The organism is Paenibacillus sp. PK1-4R (assembly GCF_030369595.1).
GTDB lineage: Bacteria > Bacillota > Bacilli > Paenibacillales > Paenibacillaceae > Paenibacillus.
Window position 1 is genome coordinate 6,618,016 of sequence record NZ_CP126535.1, and the last position, 16,817, is coordinate 6,634,832.

General features: G+C 47.7%; 15 protein-coding genes. 5 read left to right on the forward strand and 10 right to left on the reverse strand.

Annotated features, from left to right (window positions below; all coding sequences use genetic code 11):
• Positions 1-158 precede the first annotated feature (158 nt).
• The gene (locus tag QNO02_RS28750) at positions 159-749 is read left to right on the forward strand and encodes a TetR/AcrR family transcriptional regulator (protein ID WP_036671691.1); all 591 of its coding nucleotides are present in this window, start codon (positions 159-161) and stop codon (positions 747-749) included.
• A gap of 311 nt (positions 750-1,060) precedes the next feature.
• The gene (locus tag QNO02_RS28755) at positions 1,061-1,639 is read left to right on the forward strand and encodes an NAD(P)H-dependent oxidoreductase (protein WP_133386242.1); all 579 of its coding nucleotides are present in this window, start codon (positions 1,061-1,063) and stop codon (positions 1,637-1,639) included.
• A gap of 480 nt (positions 1,640-2,119) precedes the next feature.
• Here QNO02_RS28755 and nikE read toward each other — a convergent pair whose 3' ends face one another.
• The 10 genes from nikE to QNO02_RS28805 form a co-directional block, all read right to left on the reverse strand.
• Positions 2,120-2,920, reverse strand: coding sequence for a nickel import ATP-binding protein NikE (gene nikE, locus QNO02_RS28760; RefSeq protein ID WP_289390628.1), 801 nt, complete (start codon positions 2,918-2,920; stop codon positions 2,120-2,122).
• 163 nt (positions 2,921-3,083) lie between these two features.
• Entirely contained in the window at positions 3,084-3,890 is an 807-nt protein-coding gene (gene nikD, locus QNO02_RS28765; protein WP_289390629.1) for a nickel import ATP-binding protein NikD, read from the reverse strand.
• A gap of 39 nt (positions 3,891-3,929) precedes the next feature.
• Positions 3,930-4,760, reverse strand: coding sequence for a nickel ABC transporter permease subunit NikC (gene nikC, locus QNO02_RS28770; RefSeq protein WP_289390630.1), 831 nt, complete (start codon positions 4,758-4,760; stop codon positions 3,930-3,932).
• The gene (gene nikB / locus QNO02_RS28775) at positions 4,757-5,701 is read right to left on the reverse strand and encodes a nickel ABC transporter permease subunit NikB (RefSeq protein WP_289390631.1); all 945 of its coding nucleotides are present in this window, start codon (positions 5,699-5,701) and stop codon (positions 4,757-4,759) included. Before nikB ends, nikC begins: the two co-directional genes overlap by 4 nt.
• A 41-nt stretch (positions 5,702-5,742) precedes the next feature.
• The gene (gene nikA / locus QNO02_RS28780) at positions 5,743-7,377 is read right to left on the reverse strand and encodes a nickel ABC transporter substrate-binding protein (RefSeq protein ID WP_289390632.1); all 1,635 of its coding nucleotides are present in this window, start codon (positions 7,375-7,377) and stop codon (positions 5,743-5,745) included.
• 294 nt (positions 7,378-7,671) lie between these two features.
• Positions 7,672-8,613 carry a glycoside hydrolase family 113 gene (locus tag QNO02_RS28785; protein WP_445259499.1) on the reverse strand — a complete coding sequence of 314 codons (942 nt, stop codon included), beginning with the start codon at positions 8,611-8,613 and terminating at the stop codon, positions 7,672-7,674.
• A 72-nt stretch (positions 8,614-8,685) separates the two neighbouring features.
• On the reverse strand, positions 8,686-9,723 hold the full coding sequence (locus QNO02_RS28790; protein WP_289390634.1) for a glycoside hydrolase family 130 protein: 1,038 nt from the start codon (positions 9,721-9,723) through the stop codon (positions 8,686-8,688).
• A 22-nt stretch (positions 9,724-9,745) separates the two neighbouring features.
• On the reverse strand, positions 9,746-10,579 hold the full coding sequence (locus tag QNO02_RS28795) for a carbohydrate ABC transporter permease (RefSeq protein ID WP_133386247.1): 834 nt from the start codon (positions 10,577-10,579) through the stop codon (positions 9,746-9,748).
• A 2-nt stretch (positions 10,580-10,581) separates the two neighbouring features.
• Positions 10,582-11,469, reverse strand: a complete 888-nt coding sequence (locus QNO02_RS28800) for a carbohydrate ABC transporter permease (RefSeq protein ID WP_017691677.1) — start codon at positions 11,467-11,469, stop codon at positions 10,582-10,584.
• A 196-nt stretch (positions 11,470-11,665) separates the two neighbouring features.
• Positions 11,666-12,979: an ABC transporter substrate-binding protein gene (locus QNO02_RS28805; RefSeq protein ID WP_289390635.1), complete on the reverse strand. Its 1,314-nt coding sequence runs from the start codon at positions 12,977-12,979 to the stop codon at positions 11,666-11,668.
• 224 nt (positions 12,980-13,203) lie between these two features.
• On the opposite strand from QNO02_RS28805, the gene QNO02_RS28810 reads away from it, so the two are divergent.
• The 3 genes from QNO02_RS28810 to QNO02_RS28820 all read left to right on the forward strand — a co-directional run bounded on the left by QNO02_RS28810 (position 13,204) and on the right by QNO02_RS28820 (position 16,791).
• The gene (locus QNO02_RS28810) at positions 13,204-14,394 is read left to right on the forward strand and encodes an AGE family epimerase/isomerase (RefSeq protein WP_289390636.1); all 1,191 of its coding nucleotides are present in this window, start codon (positions 13,204-13,206) and stop codon (positions 14,392-14,394) included.
• Positions 14,391-15,575, forward strand: coding sequence for a glycoside hydrolase family 130 protein (locus QNO02_RS28815; RefSeq protein WP_133386249.1), 1,185 nt, complete (start codon positions 14,391-14,393; stop codon positions 15,573-15,575). The genes QNO02_RS28810 and QNO02_RS28815 overlap by 4 nt, the downstream gene beginning before the upstream one ends.
• 139 nt (positions 15,576-15,714) lie before the next feature.
• Positions 15,715-16,791 (forward strand): substrate-binding domain-containing protein, encoded by a 1,077-nt coding sequence (locus QNO02_RS28820; RefSeq protein WP_091035759.1) that lies wholly within the window; start codon positions 15,715-15,717, stop codon positions 16,789-16,791.
• Positions 16,792-16,817 lie beyond the last annotated feature (26 nt).

The window sequence follows — 16,817 nt, forward strand, 5'->3', positions numbered from 1 at the left end:
TTTCGTTCTCGCTGCTGCTCCCAATTATGATTTCTATTCATCATACGTTGCCATTCACAAGCCTGCAAGCTTTGTTCGTAAGCGCTTATTCAGTGTTTCAATTCAGAGTTTCAAAATTGCTTGTTGCATTTTGGTTAGTAATCACTTACTATACAATCATGAAGAACAAATCTCATGTGGACAGCAAAAAGAAAGATATCCTACAAGCGGCGATGCGCTTGTTCGCAACCAAAGGCGTTGACGGCATATCCGTCAAAGAGATCGGTGACGCCGCCGGAGTAACCGATGCGGCGATCTACAAACATTTTAAAAACAAAGATGCCGTTGCACTGGAAGCCTTCACCCAATACTGTGTCGACTATACTGCACTAATTGATGGGTATGTTCGACAGGAAGGTCCGGTGCTGGAACGCTTCAAGCAACTGGTTACCGAGGTTCTCCATCTGCATGATGAAGATCCCTACGGGCTGCTGCTGATTTCACAGAATCATGAAATATTCATTGAAGCCGGAAGCAGCGAGGATTACCGTCAGCCGCTGGATGCGTTAATGGATCTGATCGATCAGGGAATGATGCGGGGTGAGCTGCCTCAGCAGGATTCACGGCTCACAGCCGTGCTGGTGATCGGTGCAATTACACGTATGGCGGTCTCCAGTATGCAGGGTGAACTGCCAGAGCTGTTAGTACCTTATACGGGGGAAACGGTTCACCGTCTTGCATCGATGTTGGGGCAGGTACCCCAGGAGTAACAATGGAGATGGGATGAAGCTAGAAATGGAGTAGCGGAGCGTAGGGAAAACGACGTGAGCAACTACATTGTTTCCGAAGCAAACAACCTTCGTAAACATCCGCTTATCTCGGCTGAATCCCATATTCCGATGCGGATGATGCCACTAGGCATGATTTGGAATCAAAAGCGGACTTGTTGAATAACTTCTAAAGAGAATCGTCAACATACCATCAGGATATACAGATGGATTACCGGGTCATACGTGACCTTTTCTTTTTGCACATGAGGTTAGTGTTCATTAACTAAAATAGTCAGGACGTGTCATCTTCCATGAAAAAAATATTAATTATTCAAGGCAATCCCGTCTCACCCAGTTACAACGGCGCAATCGCCGAGGCTTACCGCAAAGGTGCGGTGCAAGCTGGTGCTGACGTCCGCATGATCACCTTGAACGAGTTGGCGTTCAACATGAATCTGGAAGGAGGATATCGTAATAAACTTCCACTTGAACCAGATTTGCTGGAGGCCCAAGAAGCAATCAAATGGGCCGAGCATCTCGTATGGGTGTTCCCAATATGGTGGGGAGGACCGCCTGCCCTGCTGAAAGGTTTTGTAGACCGAATCTTCATGCCAGGTTACGCCTTCAAGTATCAAAAAGGAAAACCCTTCCCCGATCAGTTGCTCAAAGGCCGTACCGCCCGCATGATCACCACGATGGATGGTCCGAGCTGGTACTTCAAATGGTTCCAAGGTGAGCCTGCACATAAAATGATGAAAATCTCCACATTTGGACTTACCGGCATCAAACCCGTGCGGATAACAACCGTAGATCAAGTTGGGAAGAAGTCAGATGAACAGAGAAAGAATTGGTTGGATAAGATCGAACAGCTTGGGCGGAAGATGGGGTAAAAGATTTCTGCAAGAAAGCCTCATCGGAAGTATACGCTTCTCTCCAGATGTTCACTTTGTAAGTTAAATCAAAAATCTGGGGATAAGCGTAATTCAGAGGTAGTCCTGTAATCCGCGAGTGGCGCAATTGTCATTTTAGTTTAACTTATATCAGAAAGCAGGAAATGTGCCTATTCTCAGTTACAAAAAAAAGGGTTGTCCCTACGTCTTGTTCAAGACGTAGGGGACAACCCTTTAGCATTCATTATGATCTAACGAACCGTAAACACGCTATTAGTGCCATTTTCGATAAGTATGCGGTTTAACGAATCGTAGACGCGTTATTTCCTCGATCTGTGTATCTTTTGGCAGTTTTCCACTGGTTTGCACCGGAATAACTTCACTGAGGTTCGTTACATTTTGCATTCCACGCTAAATCGCCATTTAACGCTCATTCGGTTCGTTAGCGACTTGCCCATCTACAACCATACAAACAACGCATTACCCAAACGAAATACGACCCGACGGATGCTCAGGCAAAATAGCTGTAACCAACTGCTGCACAGCCGGATGATCCGACTGCATTACCGAACCCCCAGCATCACCGCTATAGACCAGCTTCCCCTGATCCATCACGGCAATGCGGTCACAGATCGTCATGGCGGCACGAATATCATGCGTGATAAAAAGGTACGACAACCCGTACGATGCTCTTAACTCAGCCAATAAGGATAGGATTTGCGTCTGGTGCACCATATCCAGGCTGCTGATCGATTCGTCCAGTACGATTAACTTTGGCTTGAGCGCGATAGCTCGTGCGATATTAACTCGCTGTAATTGGCCACCGCTGAACTGGTGCGGAAGCTTGTTAGCATCCTCTGGTGTAAGTCCCACCTGCTCGAGCAGTTGTCCAATCACACGAAGTTGTTCTTTTGCCGAAAATCGCTCGTAATTATCCAGCGGCTCCCCAATGATCTGCGCGGCAGTCATGAGCGGATTAACAGCCGAATAACAGTCCTGGAACACGACCTGCAGATCACGCCGTAATCCCTTAAGCACGGGTTTACTGGATCGGTAGATATCCTGCCCTTGAAACAAAACCTGACCCTGGCTAGGCTTCTCCAGCCCAAGTATGATTTTTCCCAAAGTACTTTTACCTGCCCCACTCGTACCCAGCAGTCCCAGACAAACACCCTTTTCAATCGTAAGTGAGATGTCTGCCAGCACAGGAGGACGCGCTCCCGAACGATCCAGCCAATTGCGTTTGCCATAGCTATGGCTTACTTCCCGTACCTGAAGCATCAGGTCATCCTCCTCTCTTGTACTTGGCAGAAGCAATCTCCGAAGAAGAAATTCCACATGATCATGTCCATTCCACCCCTGCGCTACCCGCTTCAAACATAGCTCACACCAGTACTACACTTACATTCACTAACGATTCAACTCTTTATTAATCGCTATCGTCCTATCGTCCCAAAGACATACTAGGCCTGGCATTTAACAACATCCGGGTATACTCATGCTGCGGGTGATCGAACAGTTGGTACACATCTGCCTGCTCCACAATTCGTCCCTTCTGCATGACTGCGACTTCATCCGCCATTTGTGAGATCACGCCCAGATCATGCGAGATGAGCAAGATGGATGTGCCATATTCCGTACGTAGCCGATCCAATTCCTGAAGCACCTTCAACTGATTCACAACATCCAGCGCCGTCGTTGGTTCGTCAGCAATAACCAAGGCTGGTCGCAGGCACATCGATATGGCGATCATCACCCGCTGCAACATGCCCCCACTCAGTTGGAATGGATATCGCTTCATTAGCTTGGCCGGCTCGGGCAGGTTCATGTCTGCCAAGGCAGCAATCGCCTGTTCTCTCGCTTGTCCCTTGGACATTCCCGTATGCGTACGCAAAGTTTCAATGAATTGAGATCCAATCGTATATACGGGTGTAAAAGCATTCATCGGATTCTGCATAATAAATCCGATTTCCTTGCCGCGGATGCGTCGCATCTCCTCACCTGACAACGAGCCAAGCTCCCGTCCATTCAGGCGGATGCTGCCCGACACTTCCATCCTGCGCGGATCAAGCATATGGAGCAACGCGTTACATGTAACGGTCTTGCCGCTGCCACTCTCACCAACCAGACCGAAGACACGACCTTTTTTTAATTCAAAATCAATGGGCTCCAGTAACGGGACTGAACCCTCTGTTGTTCTAAGATTCACTTGCAGACCACGAACTTCGAGTACCTTCGCTGCATCATCCATCGTTACGTTCACCCCTCATATGCCTTCGATTCCGAACCACTACCTTTTTGCAATGCCATAACGCTCGGATAACGCTTCTCCCAAAATGTTGAACGTAATGACTACGAGCAGAATCAATGCCCCCGGGTAGATCATCAACTCCGGATGACTGCGAATATATCCCGTTCCTTCATGGATCATGGCTCCCCACTCTGCATTCGGTGGTTGAATACCGAGTCCCAGGAAGGACAGAGCAGATATATCCATAATCGCCCATCCCATCTCCAACGTGCCCATCACAACAATCGGACGCTGCACGTTGGGGATGATATGTTTGCGAATAATCGTCCACGAAGAAGAGCCGCTAATTCGCGCCGCAGCGATGAAGTTCCGTTCTTTCAGACTAACGACCATGTTCCGGCAGATACGTGCATAATACACCCACTGCACCATCATGAGTGCTAGAAGCACCTGCATCAGACCTGGACCAAAAATCCCCACAATACCCAGCACCAGCACCAGATTCGGAAACGCCATAATGCCTTCACACAAGCGCATCAACAGACTGTCCACCCAGCCACCAAGGTAACCGGAGATTGAACCTACAATGACACCTATTAGCAAAGAAGACAGAAAGATCAGGGTAGCAAATCCAAGCGACACCCTCGCTCCATACATCAGTCTGGTGAGATTGTCGCGTCCCAGATGATCCGTTCCCAGCCAATGCTCAAGCGATGGTCTCGCCAGCTTCTGTAACAGATTCACCTTCACAGGGTCATGAGGAGCAATCCATGGAGCTAGTAACGCGATCACGAAGAAAAGCAATATGATCACCGAGCAGATCTGGATGGCTCTCTGTCCTTTTAATACCGCACGCCATTTGTTTATCAATGTTCTGCCCGTCCTTTCGCTGAAATCCGTGGGTCCATAACGAGTTGCACCAGATCAACGAGCAGATTGCATACGATGAACAGGCAGGCCGCCAAGAAGACATAACATTGAATAACGGGAATATCCCGGTTAAATATCGCATCAACAAAGTATCGTCCGAACCCAGGCCAGGAAAACACCTGCTCCACAATAATGGTGCCTGTGAGCAGCTTGCCCATACTCATTCCCATCCCCGTAATGAGGGGCGATATAGCGATCTTCAGGACATGTTTCAGCATAATGACTCGTTCGCGAATCCCGCGTGTTCTCGCGTACTGTACATATGTCTCCTGCAATTGCTCCAGTACACTGGAACGCAACAATCGGGTGTAGACCGCAATAAGAATCAAGGAGAGTGTAATCGTAGGCAGAACCAGATTCTCCCACGATCCACGCCCCTCCACAGGTAGCCAGTCCAATTTCACCGAGAAAAAGAAGATCAGCAGGTAACCGAGCCAGAATTGCGGAATAGATGCTCCAAAATAGGAAATAGCACGGCTGACCATGTCAATCCAGCTATTCTTGTACACCGCCGCCAGTATTCCCAAAGGAATACTCACCAAAGCCGATAACAATATACTCCAGAAGGCTAGTTCAGCCGTAGCGGGAAGCCTTAATTTCACTTCATCCCATACGGGTTTATTGGTGAGATACGAGGTGCCGAAGTCGAGCTTGGCAATCTTCTGAATCGTATGCGCATATTGGGTTAACAAAGGCTGATCCAGGCCAAACTCATGCCGTTTTTGCGCAAGCAACTCCGGTGTTGGATAGATATGAGCGGCTGTCAGATAAGCCTCGGCCGGATCAACCGGTGAAATATGAATAAGCGCAAAGGTAACAAGTGTAGCGATAAAAACGATAGGAATGATCGCGATCATTCGTTTACCGATATAACTGATCACCAAACGTTCCTCCCTTTTATCAAGCTACATGAAATTACTAATTATTGATTGCCCAATTCGATTCCTACAAACGGATTTTCGTCACGGTTTGCCGGGAAAATAAAGTTGGAGATTTTCTTCTGATATACAGCCGTTTTCTTAATATAAGAGATCGGTACGATCGCCGATTGCTCCTGAAGTGTTTTCAGGATAGAGCCATATAACTCCTGGCGTTTCGTCTCGTCTGTAGATGACAGTGCTGCATGCACCTGATCGTCCAGTTCCTTTTTCATCGGCAACGCACTCAAGGTCTCGGAAATCCCGAATCCAGGGCTCGCCACAACGTTAATGAAGGAATGTGGATCATATGGAGCGCCATAGTTGTACCAGAAATACAGGTCGAAATCATTGGCCTTCAAACGTTTGATCTGTACCGTCAGTTCCAGCCCAGTGAGGTTCACTTTAACCCCAAGTTCGCTCCATTCCGCCTGAATGGTCTCAGCCATCGCTTTCTGAATCGGGTCCGTTTTGTCAAAAATCATCTCGAAATCAAGCTGCTGACCGTCTTTCTCACGAACCGTACCACCAGCCGGAAGCTTCCAACCTGCTTCATCCAGTAATGCCTTGGATTTTTCTACGTCATACGTGATCGGTTCCAGGTCTACATTGGTGTATGGATAGTTTTTGGACAATACGGTATCGGCTGGTTCTTCCAATCCGGAAGTCACGCCTTCCACCATCGCCTTTTTGTTAAACCCTTGCTGGAGCGCCATCCGCACTCTGACATCGGACAGCTTTGGATTGGAAGAGTTCAGCAACAGACTGCGTGTGCCCACCGGATCAGACAATTGGGTCACATATTTATCATTGTCACGCAGCTCCTGGAACGCATCCAGACTGATCATACCTTCACCATAGATCAGGTCGAGATCGCCTTTTTCAAAAGCAAGGACACGGGTTTCACCGTCAGGAATGATTTTGACCGTAATCTGATCTACCTTTGGTGCTGTTCCCCAATAATTCGGGTTGCGTTTGAAAACAGCATATTCGTCCTGCTTGTAATCCGCCAGCATCCACGGGCCTGTTCCAACTGGCTCTTTGATGCCTTGGGAGGTATCTCCATCATCCGGGAATCCAGCTTCACCCAAGAAGCGGAACGGACGGACCACAGACAAGTCCTGAAGAACCGGATAATACGGCTCTGTGAGTGTCAATCGGAAAGTATGGTCATCCACAACTTCCGTCTTGTCGAGCACGCCTACAATGCCCAGCCAGCTATGTGTGTCTTTATTTTTCATTACAGCATCAAAGTTCTTTTTCACAATCTCAGCATTAAATGGCGTACCATCTGAGAATTTCACACCTTGGCGAAGCTTGAATGTATATACCTTGCCGTCATCGGAAATGGTCCATGATTCTGCCAGAGCAGGTTCCAGTTTTCCGTCCTTCTGGTAACTGATCAGTGGCTCATAGAGCATGGATTGGGCAAATAATTGCGAAGGATTGTACGTATGCGGATTCATTGTACCGATATCACGTGGCCATGACATCGTAATCGACTTCGTAGATGTTTGATCCGAAGCAGCAGATGAGGATTCATCTCCACTTCCTGTATTGCTGCAACCCACAATAACGAATAACAACAAGAGCATAGTTGCCAGCGTGAGGGCCGAAGATTTGCGATGTTGAACAGACATGGATGTTGAACCCCTTTTCTCTATTTTATGATAATGATTATCATATTCATCCATTAAGAATAGGCAGGAGCCCTCCTTTTGTCAACAAAATTCGACATAGTATGTGTTGTTATTAAAATAGCCAAAAAAGCCCTTCCTATAGGAGGAAGAGCCTCTCGACCTGAATATAAATTGCAACTGCAAAAATAAGTTCCACAATAATCTGCTATTCCTTGCTCACAGCAAGGTAATCACGAAAGTACATATGCAGATATATTACTGAAATCCATCTTCATACGCCTTCTTGTTTCTCATTTAAACGTCTACAGCGATGCCCTCATAGAACCGACGAATCACCTGCTCCGCTGGCTTGCCGTAAACTCCATATCCGTCATCGGTCAGCGCATCCTTCTCCGCGTGCAGATGTGCGCTCCAATCCCACAGACCGAATCCGCGTACCCAATGACGCTGACTGACATGCCGGAACATCGCCTCATAAAAACGCTCTTGTTCCTCCGCATTCACTTCGCCTTCCAGTCCCCAATCGTTTGGTACCTGGGCTGATCCACTGCGGCTGGGACAGCCTGCTTCTGCTAAGAAGAAAGGTTTGCCGTAGGGAGCAATCGCCTGCTCAATTCGATCCAGCTGTGCCTCCCAATCTCCGATGGGATAATACCCACTGGAAGAGATGACGTCCACAGCATCCCACCATTTCACATGACCTTCCTGATATTTGTCTGTATTGTATGACACCGGTCCCGTGTACACTTCACGCACACCAGCGATTACCTCGCGCCATTCCTGATCCCGACGCTCGGATTGCACCATCTCACAGCCTACGATGAACATCTCACACTTTTCCTGCTCTGCAATCCCTGCATAATGCTTCTGAAATGCCGTGTAACTGCAGAACCAATCCTTCCACTTCGGCTCACAAGGCACATCGATATCAAAAAAGTTAATGTGTGCACGCCATGTGCCGTCGGTGCAGTTAACGGTTGGTTTCAGAATGATACGCAGCCCGAGTGTACGGGCATAACGAATCATGTCGATTAGTTCATCATCCTCTACCAGATGTTCACCCCGATACTTGACCTCTACCGCCTGCGGATGATCCTGATGTGCCGCCAGTGCAAAAATAACATGTGAACTGCCTGTACGTTCAGCCATCAGGCGCAAGGATTCTTTGGCTTCCGGCTTGCGGAAGTCGCCCTTGCCACTCATCCAGCCAAATGTAAATCCCTTAATATAATCCATATGCATTGCTCCCCAGTGTTCCTGTTAACTTAATGTAAATACAATGACCGAATATATACACTTTCACTTCAATTACAGCTTGCCTTCCTCGTGATCTCCTGCAATGACTTCGTCCGTCTCGATCACATAGTTCACGATCTCTTCGATGGTCGTGTAAGCCACGCCCACATACGTGTCGGCTGCGCCGTAATAGATGGCGATACGTCCGGTATCAGCATCATGCAGTGTTGCACACGGGAAGATGACGTTATCAACGAAGCCTTGCTCCTCGTACCATTTTTCCGGTGTCAGTACAAAGTTAGAAGAACGATATTTTACTTTGGAGGGTTCATCTAGATCCAGAATGACCGCACCCATGCTATATACCAAACCGTTACAGGTTCCAGTGACGCCGTGGTAGAACATCAGCCAGCCTTCGGACGTTTCAATCGGAGCAGGACCGCCGCCAATTTTGACCGATTGCCACCAGCCCTGGCCGCCTTTGCTCATCACATGACGGTGCTTGCCCCAATACACGAGATCCGGGCTTTCGCTCAGGAAAATATCCCCGAATGGCGTATGTCCACTGTCACTTGGTCTGGACAACATTACATAGTTATCGTTGATTTTGCGTGGGAACAACACGCCATTCCGGTTGAATGGCAGCATTGGATTTTCGAGGCGGACAAATGTTTTAAAGTCATCTGTTTTGGCCAGACCCAGTGCTGCACCGTAGAAGTCTGTACACCAGATGATGTAATACGTGTCTTCGACTTTGACCAAACGTGGATCGTACGCATAGTTCGGCATAAACGGATCGCCATTCTCATCCACAAATGCAATACGCTCCTCTTCAATCGTCCACTCCAGACCGTCCTCACTCGCCCCCATGTGCAGGTGCGGACGGCCATTAACGGTTTCAGCGCGGAATACACCAATGAATTTTCCTTCATACGGTATAACAGCACTGTTGAAAATACGGGCAACACCCTTGACCGGGTTACGCGGAACCACCGGATTCGCCGAGTGTCTCCATACCGGGCCTTCCGTTCCCTCCGGTTTGGCTTCCCATGGCATATTCGGCAAAGCATCCCCAACAATGTGTACGTTTTTCGTTTCGGCAACTGACATTTTTCATTTCTCCCTTCGGATTTTATTTAACTGAGCCTTGCGCGAAGCCGTTGTAGATGTACTTCTGTAACAACAGGAAGATGATCATGGTTGGAATAATGGCGATCATGATGCCAGCGCTGATGACTTCCCACTGCGATCCAAACGGTCCCTTGAATTTGAACAAGGCGGTGGATATGACCTGTAGATCGGTCTTTGGCATGTACAAGAACGGTGTGTAGAAGTCGTTATAGATGTTCACACCCTTCACGATAATGACCGTTACAATGGCCGGTTTCAGCAGTGGCAGAATGATTCTCCAGTAGATCGTGAAGTACGACGCGCCGTCCAGCATGGCGGATTCATCCAGTGCACTTGAGATGGAGCCAAGGAACTGCAGGAAAATATAAACCGCGATGATATCTGTACCCAGGTACATCACGATGGCCGCCCAGCGTGTGTTGAACAGGTCGAGCGCGTTGATGATCTGGAATGTGGCGACCTGTGTCGTAACACTTGGAATCAGGGTAGCGAGCAGGAATGCCGCGACCATGATTTTCTTGCCTTTGAATTTGAACCGATCCAGCACATACGCGATCATGGAACCCGTTAAGGTCGCCCCTATAATGGAGATGACCAAGATAATAATTGTATTTTTGAAACCAACCAGCATGTTGCCATCCACAAAAGCCTTCGCATAGTTCGCAAAGTTCAGCCAGTTGGCTGGCGGGGCAAGCGGGCTGCTGGTAGCGTATTCTGCATTCGTTTTGAGAGATGCAAACAGGATGACCACGATAGGTAACAGTGCGATAAACGCCGCAAGCACCAGGGAAGCATATTTAACCACGCTCGCAAGGGTGTATTTGAGTTGTGTCACGTTTATTCCTCCCCTTTCATGGTGACGCGCTGCACAAGCGTAACGAGAATAACGATCAAGAGCAGCACCACAGCCATGGCGGATGCCAGTCCCAGCTTGCCATATTTAAATGCCAAGTGAACCGTTTGGATTACAAATGTCATACTGCCGTTGGAACCATCGGTCATGATATATGGAATATCGAACGCACTAATTGCGCCGCTAATCGCCAAGATCAGGTTAAGCTGCAGGATGCGTGTAATGCTTGGCAGGATGATGTGGCGGAATTGCTGCCAGCGATTGGCACCATCAATATCGGATGCTTCATACACATCCTTCGGAATGGAGGAGATTGCACCCAGGAAAATGATAAAGTTGAAGCCCATGTATCTCCATACCGATGCACCTGCGAGTGACACGTTAATAATATTGGGATTACCGAGCCAGAGCTGCGTGTATTGTCCCAGCCCTACAGCATGCATGAGCATATCGAGTGTACCGTCAGGTTTGAAGAAAAAGAGGAAGATAAAACCGATGGCTACCCCATTCAGCAAATAAGGGAAAAACAGTATGCCTTTGAAGAAGTTTTTGCCTCGAACTTTGAAACTCAGAATCGTGGCAAAGTAAAGCGCCAATCCCATCTGTAAGAACGTAGCCACGAAGTAGTACAAGCTGACAATAAATACTTTGAAGTATTCGGGATCACTGAATATGCGAGTGTAGTTCTCAAAGCCAACATAATCGAACCTTTTACTATATCCGTTCCAATCGGTGAAACTGTATTTGAACATGTTGATGACTGGTAAGTATGCAAACGTGAACAACAACGCCAGCGGAATAATTGAGAAGGCACAGATGATAAATATGCGTTGCGCTGAGTAGCCCCAATTCGAAAGTTTTAAGTACTTCATGCTCTCCACACCTCCAAGCGGTTCTCCCGCCTATATATCGAAAGACTCCCGTCCAATGGAATTCCTGCGGAATAACTGCCGGGGGAAGAGCATGGGTATCATGCTTTCAAATACCACATACTCCATGCTCCATTCATAAATGGATTCCTATATCCCCGCAGTTCATTCATCACCTGATCCACTTACGTTAATCCAATTATTTCGTGAGTTCTGCTCTTGCTTTGACCCACTTATCGTTCAGATCTTTCATAATGTCGTCATACGATTCCTTGCGGTTCCCAATACCTGCTTCGATAATGCGTTTCTTGAAGTCAGGCTGCCAGAGACCGATTTCGCCTTCGTTATCAATCTTGTCGACCAGACCTTCCTGACCTTCTTTGGCAGGTGTAAGCGTGGAGAATTTAACGTCTTTATATTGATCCAAAATGGGTGGTAATTCCGCGTTTTTGTCTGCATCCATACCGCCGCCCTGTTCAACCGCGTAGTTTGATTTCGCCAGGAACCAGTCAATCCAGGCTTTGGCAGCAGGTTTGTTCTCACTGTTCACGTTCATGCCGATGTTATAGTCTGCGGAGAGCGGAACCACAACCTCACTTGCATTGGTTGGGAAAGGTAAGAAACCAATGTCGTCCGGAGTATCCGTCATGCCTTGGATCTGTGTGATCGCCCAAGATCCAAGTGCCATCGTAGCAATTTTGCCTTTGGCGAGATCCGCTTTGGAGCTTTCCCAGTCGGTTGTTGTTGGATCTTTCTCGATTAGACCGTTCTTGGCTGCATCATAGAGCACTTTATATAGTTCATAGTGCGGCTGACCAGGCACAAAGTTCTCATCTGTGTTCGGTTGGTCCACGTTAACGTAATCCACACTGCCTGCAACAGTTGGCAGGTCCGATTCCCATTGGGTGAGGGCCCAGCCGGATGCATAGTTGGTGTAGAGCGGAACCGCGTCAGTATTGTCTTTGATCAACTGAAGCGCAGCCTGGAATTGTTCAGGTGTCTTAGGCACTTCATTGATACCGGCTTCTTTGAAGACCTGTTTGTTATAGATAATTCCCGAGAACGTGATGACCGTAGGGATACCGTATACCTGACCATCCACCATGCGTTCTTCAATAGCCGTGTATTTGTCTTTCAGTTCATCGTACGTGCCAAGCGGCTCGAAGAAGTCCGGGATATCCGCGATCGGAACGCTCGTCGGGATCATCAATACGTCACCGTAATCTTTGGTGCTCATACGAATTTTCACTTGTCCTTCATAGTCTGCCAGTGCCTGAAAGTTCACTTTGACATCCGGGTATTCCTTATTGAACTCAGCAGCGTAGTCTTTGAATACGGTATCAACAATATCTGTACGTTGTGTAAGGACAGTAATCTCACCCTTGATATCTGCCGGATCTGTACTGATCTCCTCCCCTGCCTGCGAAGATCCACCTCCGGATGAACATGCAGCAAGTAGTGAAGTGATGAGCAGCATCGTCAGCAACATCATCCAACCTTTGTTTTTTCTCAATTGTTTCGACCCCTCTCTTAAGTCAATTAAGTTATCGTTAAGGTTACAAAATGAATTCTATTATGGTAACGCTTACCTGTCAATTAAATTATTTATAACTTAACAAGAAAAATTGCGATGCATTTCGTTGACATCTGTTTTTCAGAGCACTAATATTATTTAATAAAGTTACCGTTAACTTAATTTAATTAGATTGATGCACTATTTTGAAGGAGCGCTCACTTATGAATACAAAAACACCCCAACTCCAATCTGAAATTAAGGCGCATTGGGAGAAGCAGATTTTACCCTTCTGGTCCAACCTTAAAGATACAACCCACGGTGGATTCTACGGTTGGGTTGGCAATGATCTTCAGGTGAATCCACAGGCACCCAAAGGCGGGATCGCCACGGCACGGCAACTCTGGTCTTTTGCAGCAGCCTATCGGATTACCGGAAACGAAAGATGGCGCGAGCATGCTGAACATGCATACCGTTTTCTCGCTGACCATGTGATGGATACCGAATATGGCGGTATGTACTGGATGGTAGATTACACAGGGGAAGCACTGGATACGAGCAAACATGTGTATACGCAATCATTCGGCGTGTATTCACTCAGTGAGTACTATCGTGCTACCGGGGATGCTTCTGCATTGGAACTTGCGAAAACGCTTTTTGCTCTAATCGAGGACAAAGGTCTGGATGCCGAACTACCTGCGTATAAGGAACAATTTGATCGCACATGGAAGGAACAGCCCAATGAAATGCTGAGCGAAAATGGGGTTATTGCGGATTACACAATGAATACGCATATCCATGTGTTAGAGGCCTACACCACGCTCTATCGCGTGTGGCCAGATCAACAAGTGAAGGCGGCGCTGGAACGCCTGCTCGGAATTCTATATGAACGGGTGTATGACCAAGACACCAAGTTTCTCGGGGTATTTTTCAACAAACAGTGGGAATCCATCATCGATCTGCGCTCGTTCGGACATGACATTGAAGCCAGCTGGCTGATCGACGAAGCACTGAAAGTTCTGGGGATGGAACAACATCCGGAGTATGCAGCGATGGTAACGGATATCGCCTATAACATCTCCAATGTAGCCGTGAATGCCGATGGTTCCCTGTTAAATGAACAAGAAGGTGAACATATCGATGAGAAGCGAATCTGGTGGGTTCAAGCTGAGGCGATGGTCGGTTTCTATAACGCGTATCAGCGTACAGGCGATCCCTTGTTTCTGGAGAGAGTGGAACGCTTGTGGACCTATACAAAAGAAAACATCATTGATCAGCGCGCTGGTGGGGAATGGTACTGGTCGGTTGATGGGAACGGTACACCGGATCAGAGCGAGATTGCTGGACCGTGGAAATGCCCGTATCACAATAGCAGATTCTGTATTGAACTAATCGAGAGGATGGGATCAGAATGATACACCCGAAATACAAGGAGTTACTGGAGAAACAGGAGCAGCTACTTAGTCGCCCCAATGAGATCAATTCTTCCTTCTACAATGGCGTATATGATCGGTATCAATATCCGGTAATCACTCGCCATCATGTACCGCTGCATTGGAGATTCGATCTGGATGAGACGACGAACCCGCATTTTATGGAGCGTCTGGGCATTAATGCGACGTTGAATCCGGGAGCCATCTATTTCAATGGCAAATACGTCATGGTTATTCGTACGGAAGGATTAGATCGCAAATCAATCTTTGCGCTCGCCGAGAGTGACAATGGCATCGATGGATTCCGTTTCACGGGTAAACCATTGGTCTGGGATGATATCGATGCGGATGAAACCAATCAGTATGATATGCGCCTTGTTCAACATGAAGATGGCTGGATCTATGGCATCTATTGCTCGGAACGCAAAGACCCGGAAGCTCCTGCATTTGATACATCCAGCGCAGTTGCACAGGCAGGACTGGTTCGTACACGTGATCTTACAAGCTGGGAACGGTTGCCCAACATCACAACGAATTCCCCTCAACAACGCAATGTCGTGTTGCACCCGGAATTCGTGGATGGAAAGTATGCCTTCTACACCCGTCCACAGGACGGTTTCATCTCAACAGGCAGCGGCGGCGGAATCGCCTTTGGTCTGTGTGAGGATATCTTGAACCCTGTCATTCATGAAGAGACCATTATAGACGAACGGCAATATCATACGGTCTATGAGGTCAAAAACGGCCAAGGCCCTGCTCCGCTCAAGACAGATCGCGGCTGGATTCACATTGCTCATGGGGTTCGGAATACCGCAGCAGGCCTGCGTTATGTGTTATACACCTTCGCTACGGATCTGAATGATCCGGCGCGTATTATTGCCAAGCCGGGCGGCCACTTCATTGCCCCTTATGACGATGAGCGGGTAGGCGATGTGTCCAATGTTATTTTCTGCAATGGTGCTGTGGTCAATGAAAAAGAAGAAGTCTTTATCTATTACGCATCCAGTGATACCCGCTGTCATGTAGCAACAACGACTCTGGAGAAACTGGTCGATTATACGTTCAATACACCGGCTGATCCATATCGTTCCTTGGACTGTGCTAGCCAACGGGGTCAGCTGATTGAACAGAATGAGAAGCTTTTACAGAAACAATTGACATAACATCGCTATAACAGCCTTTCAAGCAAGCCTAAAATATGCTGAAAATAGCGAAACAACAGTCAGAATGGCTTTATTCCAAGTTGGTAACGATGTATACTGATATGGATTGTTATTATGTGCGGAGAAAGCACTCATCATAATGACAGCACATTGTGCCTATACCGGCTTGAAGGAGGCGACCATACTGAAGAACAATATCACCATGCGGGATATCGCCGACAGGCTCGGGGTCAGCAGTGTGACCGTCTCGAAAGCATTGAATGATAAAGATGGCGTGAGTGGCGAATTAAAGGAAAAAATTAAAGTGCTTGCTGTTGAAATGGGCTATCGGTATAATGCTGCTGCCCGTTCCATGAAGGAAGGCTTAACCCATAATATTGGCGTAATTATCCCGGAGCGTTTTACCGGGCCTACGCAGTCGTTCTATGTACGCGTGTTCCAACGCATCACCAAACATCTGGAGGAACAGGGCTACTACGGCATTCTACACATTCTGAATGTGGAGGATGAGGAGGAATTAACACTGCCCAAGCTGTACAGCGACAACAAGGTCGATGGTTTCATCGTGCTCGGACAGATCAGCAAAGAGTATATTGAACTGGTGCGATCGATGGAGGTTCCCAAAATGTTTCTCGACTTCTACGATGAACATTCGGACATCGATTCCGTCGTTACCGATAACTTCTACGCTGCCTATGAGCTGACGAACTATCTGGTTCAGCAGGGCCACCGTAACATTGCTTATGTGGGGAACCTGTATTCCACGAGCAGCATCCAGGACCGATTCCTCGGGTATTACAAATCCTTGCTGGAACATCGGTTGCCGATGAATCCAGAGCTGGTTCTGAATGATCGGGATGAACGAGGTACGTTTATTGAGATTGATCTGCCGGAACAGCTGCCAACCGCCTTTGTATGCAACTGTGATCAGGTCGCTCATCTGCTCGTCCAAAAACTGACTTCCATGGATATTCAGGTGCCTGGCCAATGCTCTGTTGTTGGTTTTGACAATGATATCTATGCGATGCTCTCCGATCCCAAGCTGACAACTGTTGAAGTGGATGTGGAACAGATGGCGCGCACGGCAGTCCAGTCGATGCTCAAAAAGGTCGACAACCCGAACCGCAGTTTCGGCCGTGTACACGTGAAAGGTAATATCATCTATCGTGACTCGGTGAGTGCTGTGTCTGCCTCATCAGATACTATGGATATCTGAATTATACAATTAAATAAACGAACACA

Excerpts from the sequence above, each read along its gene's own strand:
- QNO02_RS28750 (WP_036671691.1), top strand. The coding sequence starts at position 159 with ATGAAGAACAAATCTCATGTGGACAGCAAAAAGAAAGATATCCTACAA.
- QNO02_RS28755 (WP_133386242.1), top strand. The coding sequence starts at position 1,061 with ATGAAAAAAATATTAATTATTCAAGGCAATCCCGTCTCACCCAGTTAC.
- nikE (WP_289390628.1), bottom strand. The coding sequence starts at position 2,920 with ATGCTTCAGGTACGGGAAGTAAGCCATAGCTATGGCAAACGCAATTGG.
- nikD (WP_289390629.1), bottom strand. The coding sequence starts at position 3,890 with ATGGATGATGCAGCGAAGGTACTCGAAGTTCGTGGTCTGCAAGTGAAT.
- nikA (WP_289390632.1), bottom strand. The coding sequence starts at position 7,377 with ATGTCTGTTCAACATCGCAAATCTTCGGCCCTCACGCTGGCAACTATG.
- QNO02_RS28785 (WP_445259499.1), bottom strand. The coding sequence starts at position 8,613 with ATGGATTATATTAAGGGATTTACATTTGGCTGGATGAGTGGCAAGGGC.
- QNO02_RS28790 (WP_289390634.1), bottom strand. The coding sequence starts at position 9,723 with ATGTCAGTTGCCGAAACGAAAAACGTACACATTGTTGGGGATGCTTTG.
- QNO02_RS28800 (WP_017691677.1), bottom strand. The coding sequence starts at position 11,469 with ATGAAGTACTTAAAACTTTCGAATTGGGGCTACTCAGCGCAACGCATA.
- QNO02_RS28810 (WP_289390636.1), top strand. The coding sequence starts at position 13,204 with ATGAATACAAAAACACCCCAACTCCAATCTGAAATTAAGGCGCATTGG.
- QNO02_RS28815 (WP_133386249.1), top strand. The coding sequence starts at position 14,391 with ATGATACACCCGAAATACAAGGAGTTACTGGAGAAACAGGAGCAGCTA.
- QNO02_RS28820 (WP_091035759.1), top strand. The coding sequence starts at position 15,715 with ATGACAGCACATTGTGCCTATACCGGCTTGAAGGAGGCGACCATACTG.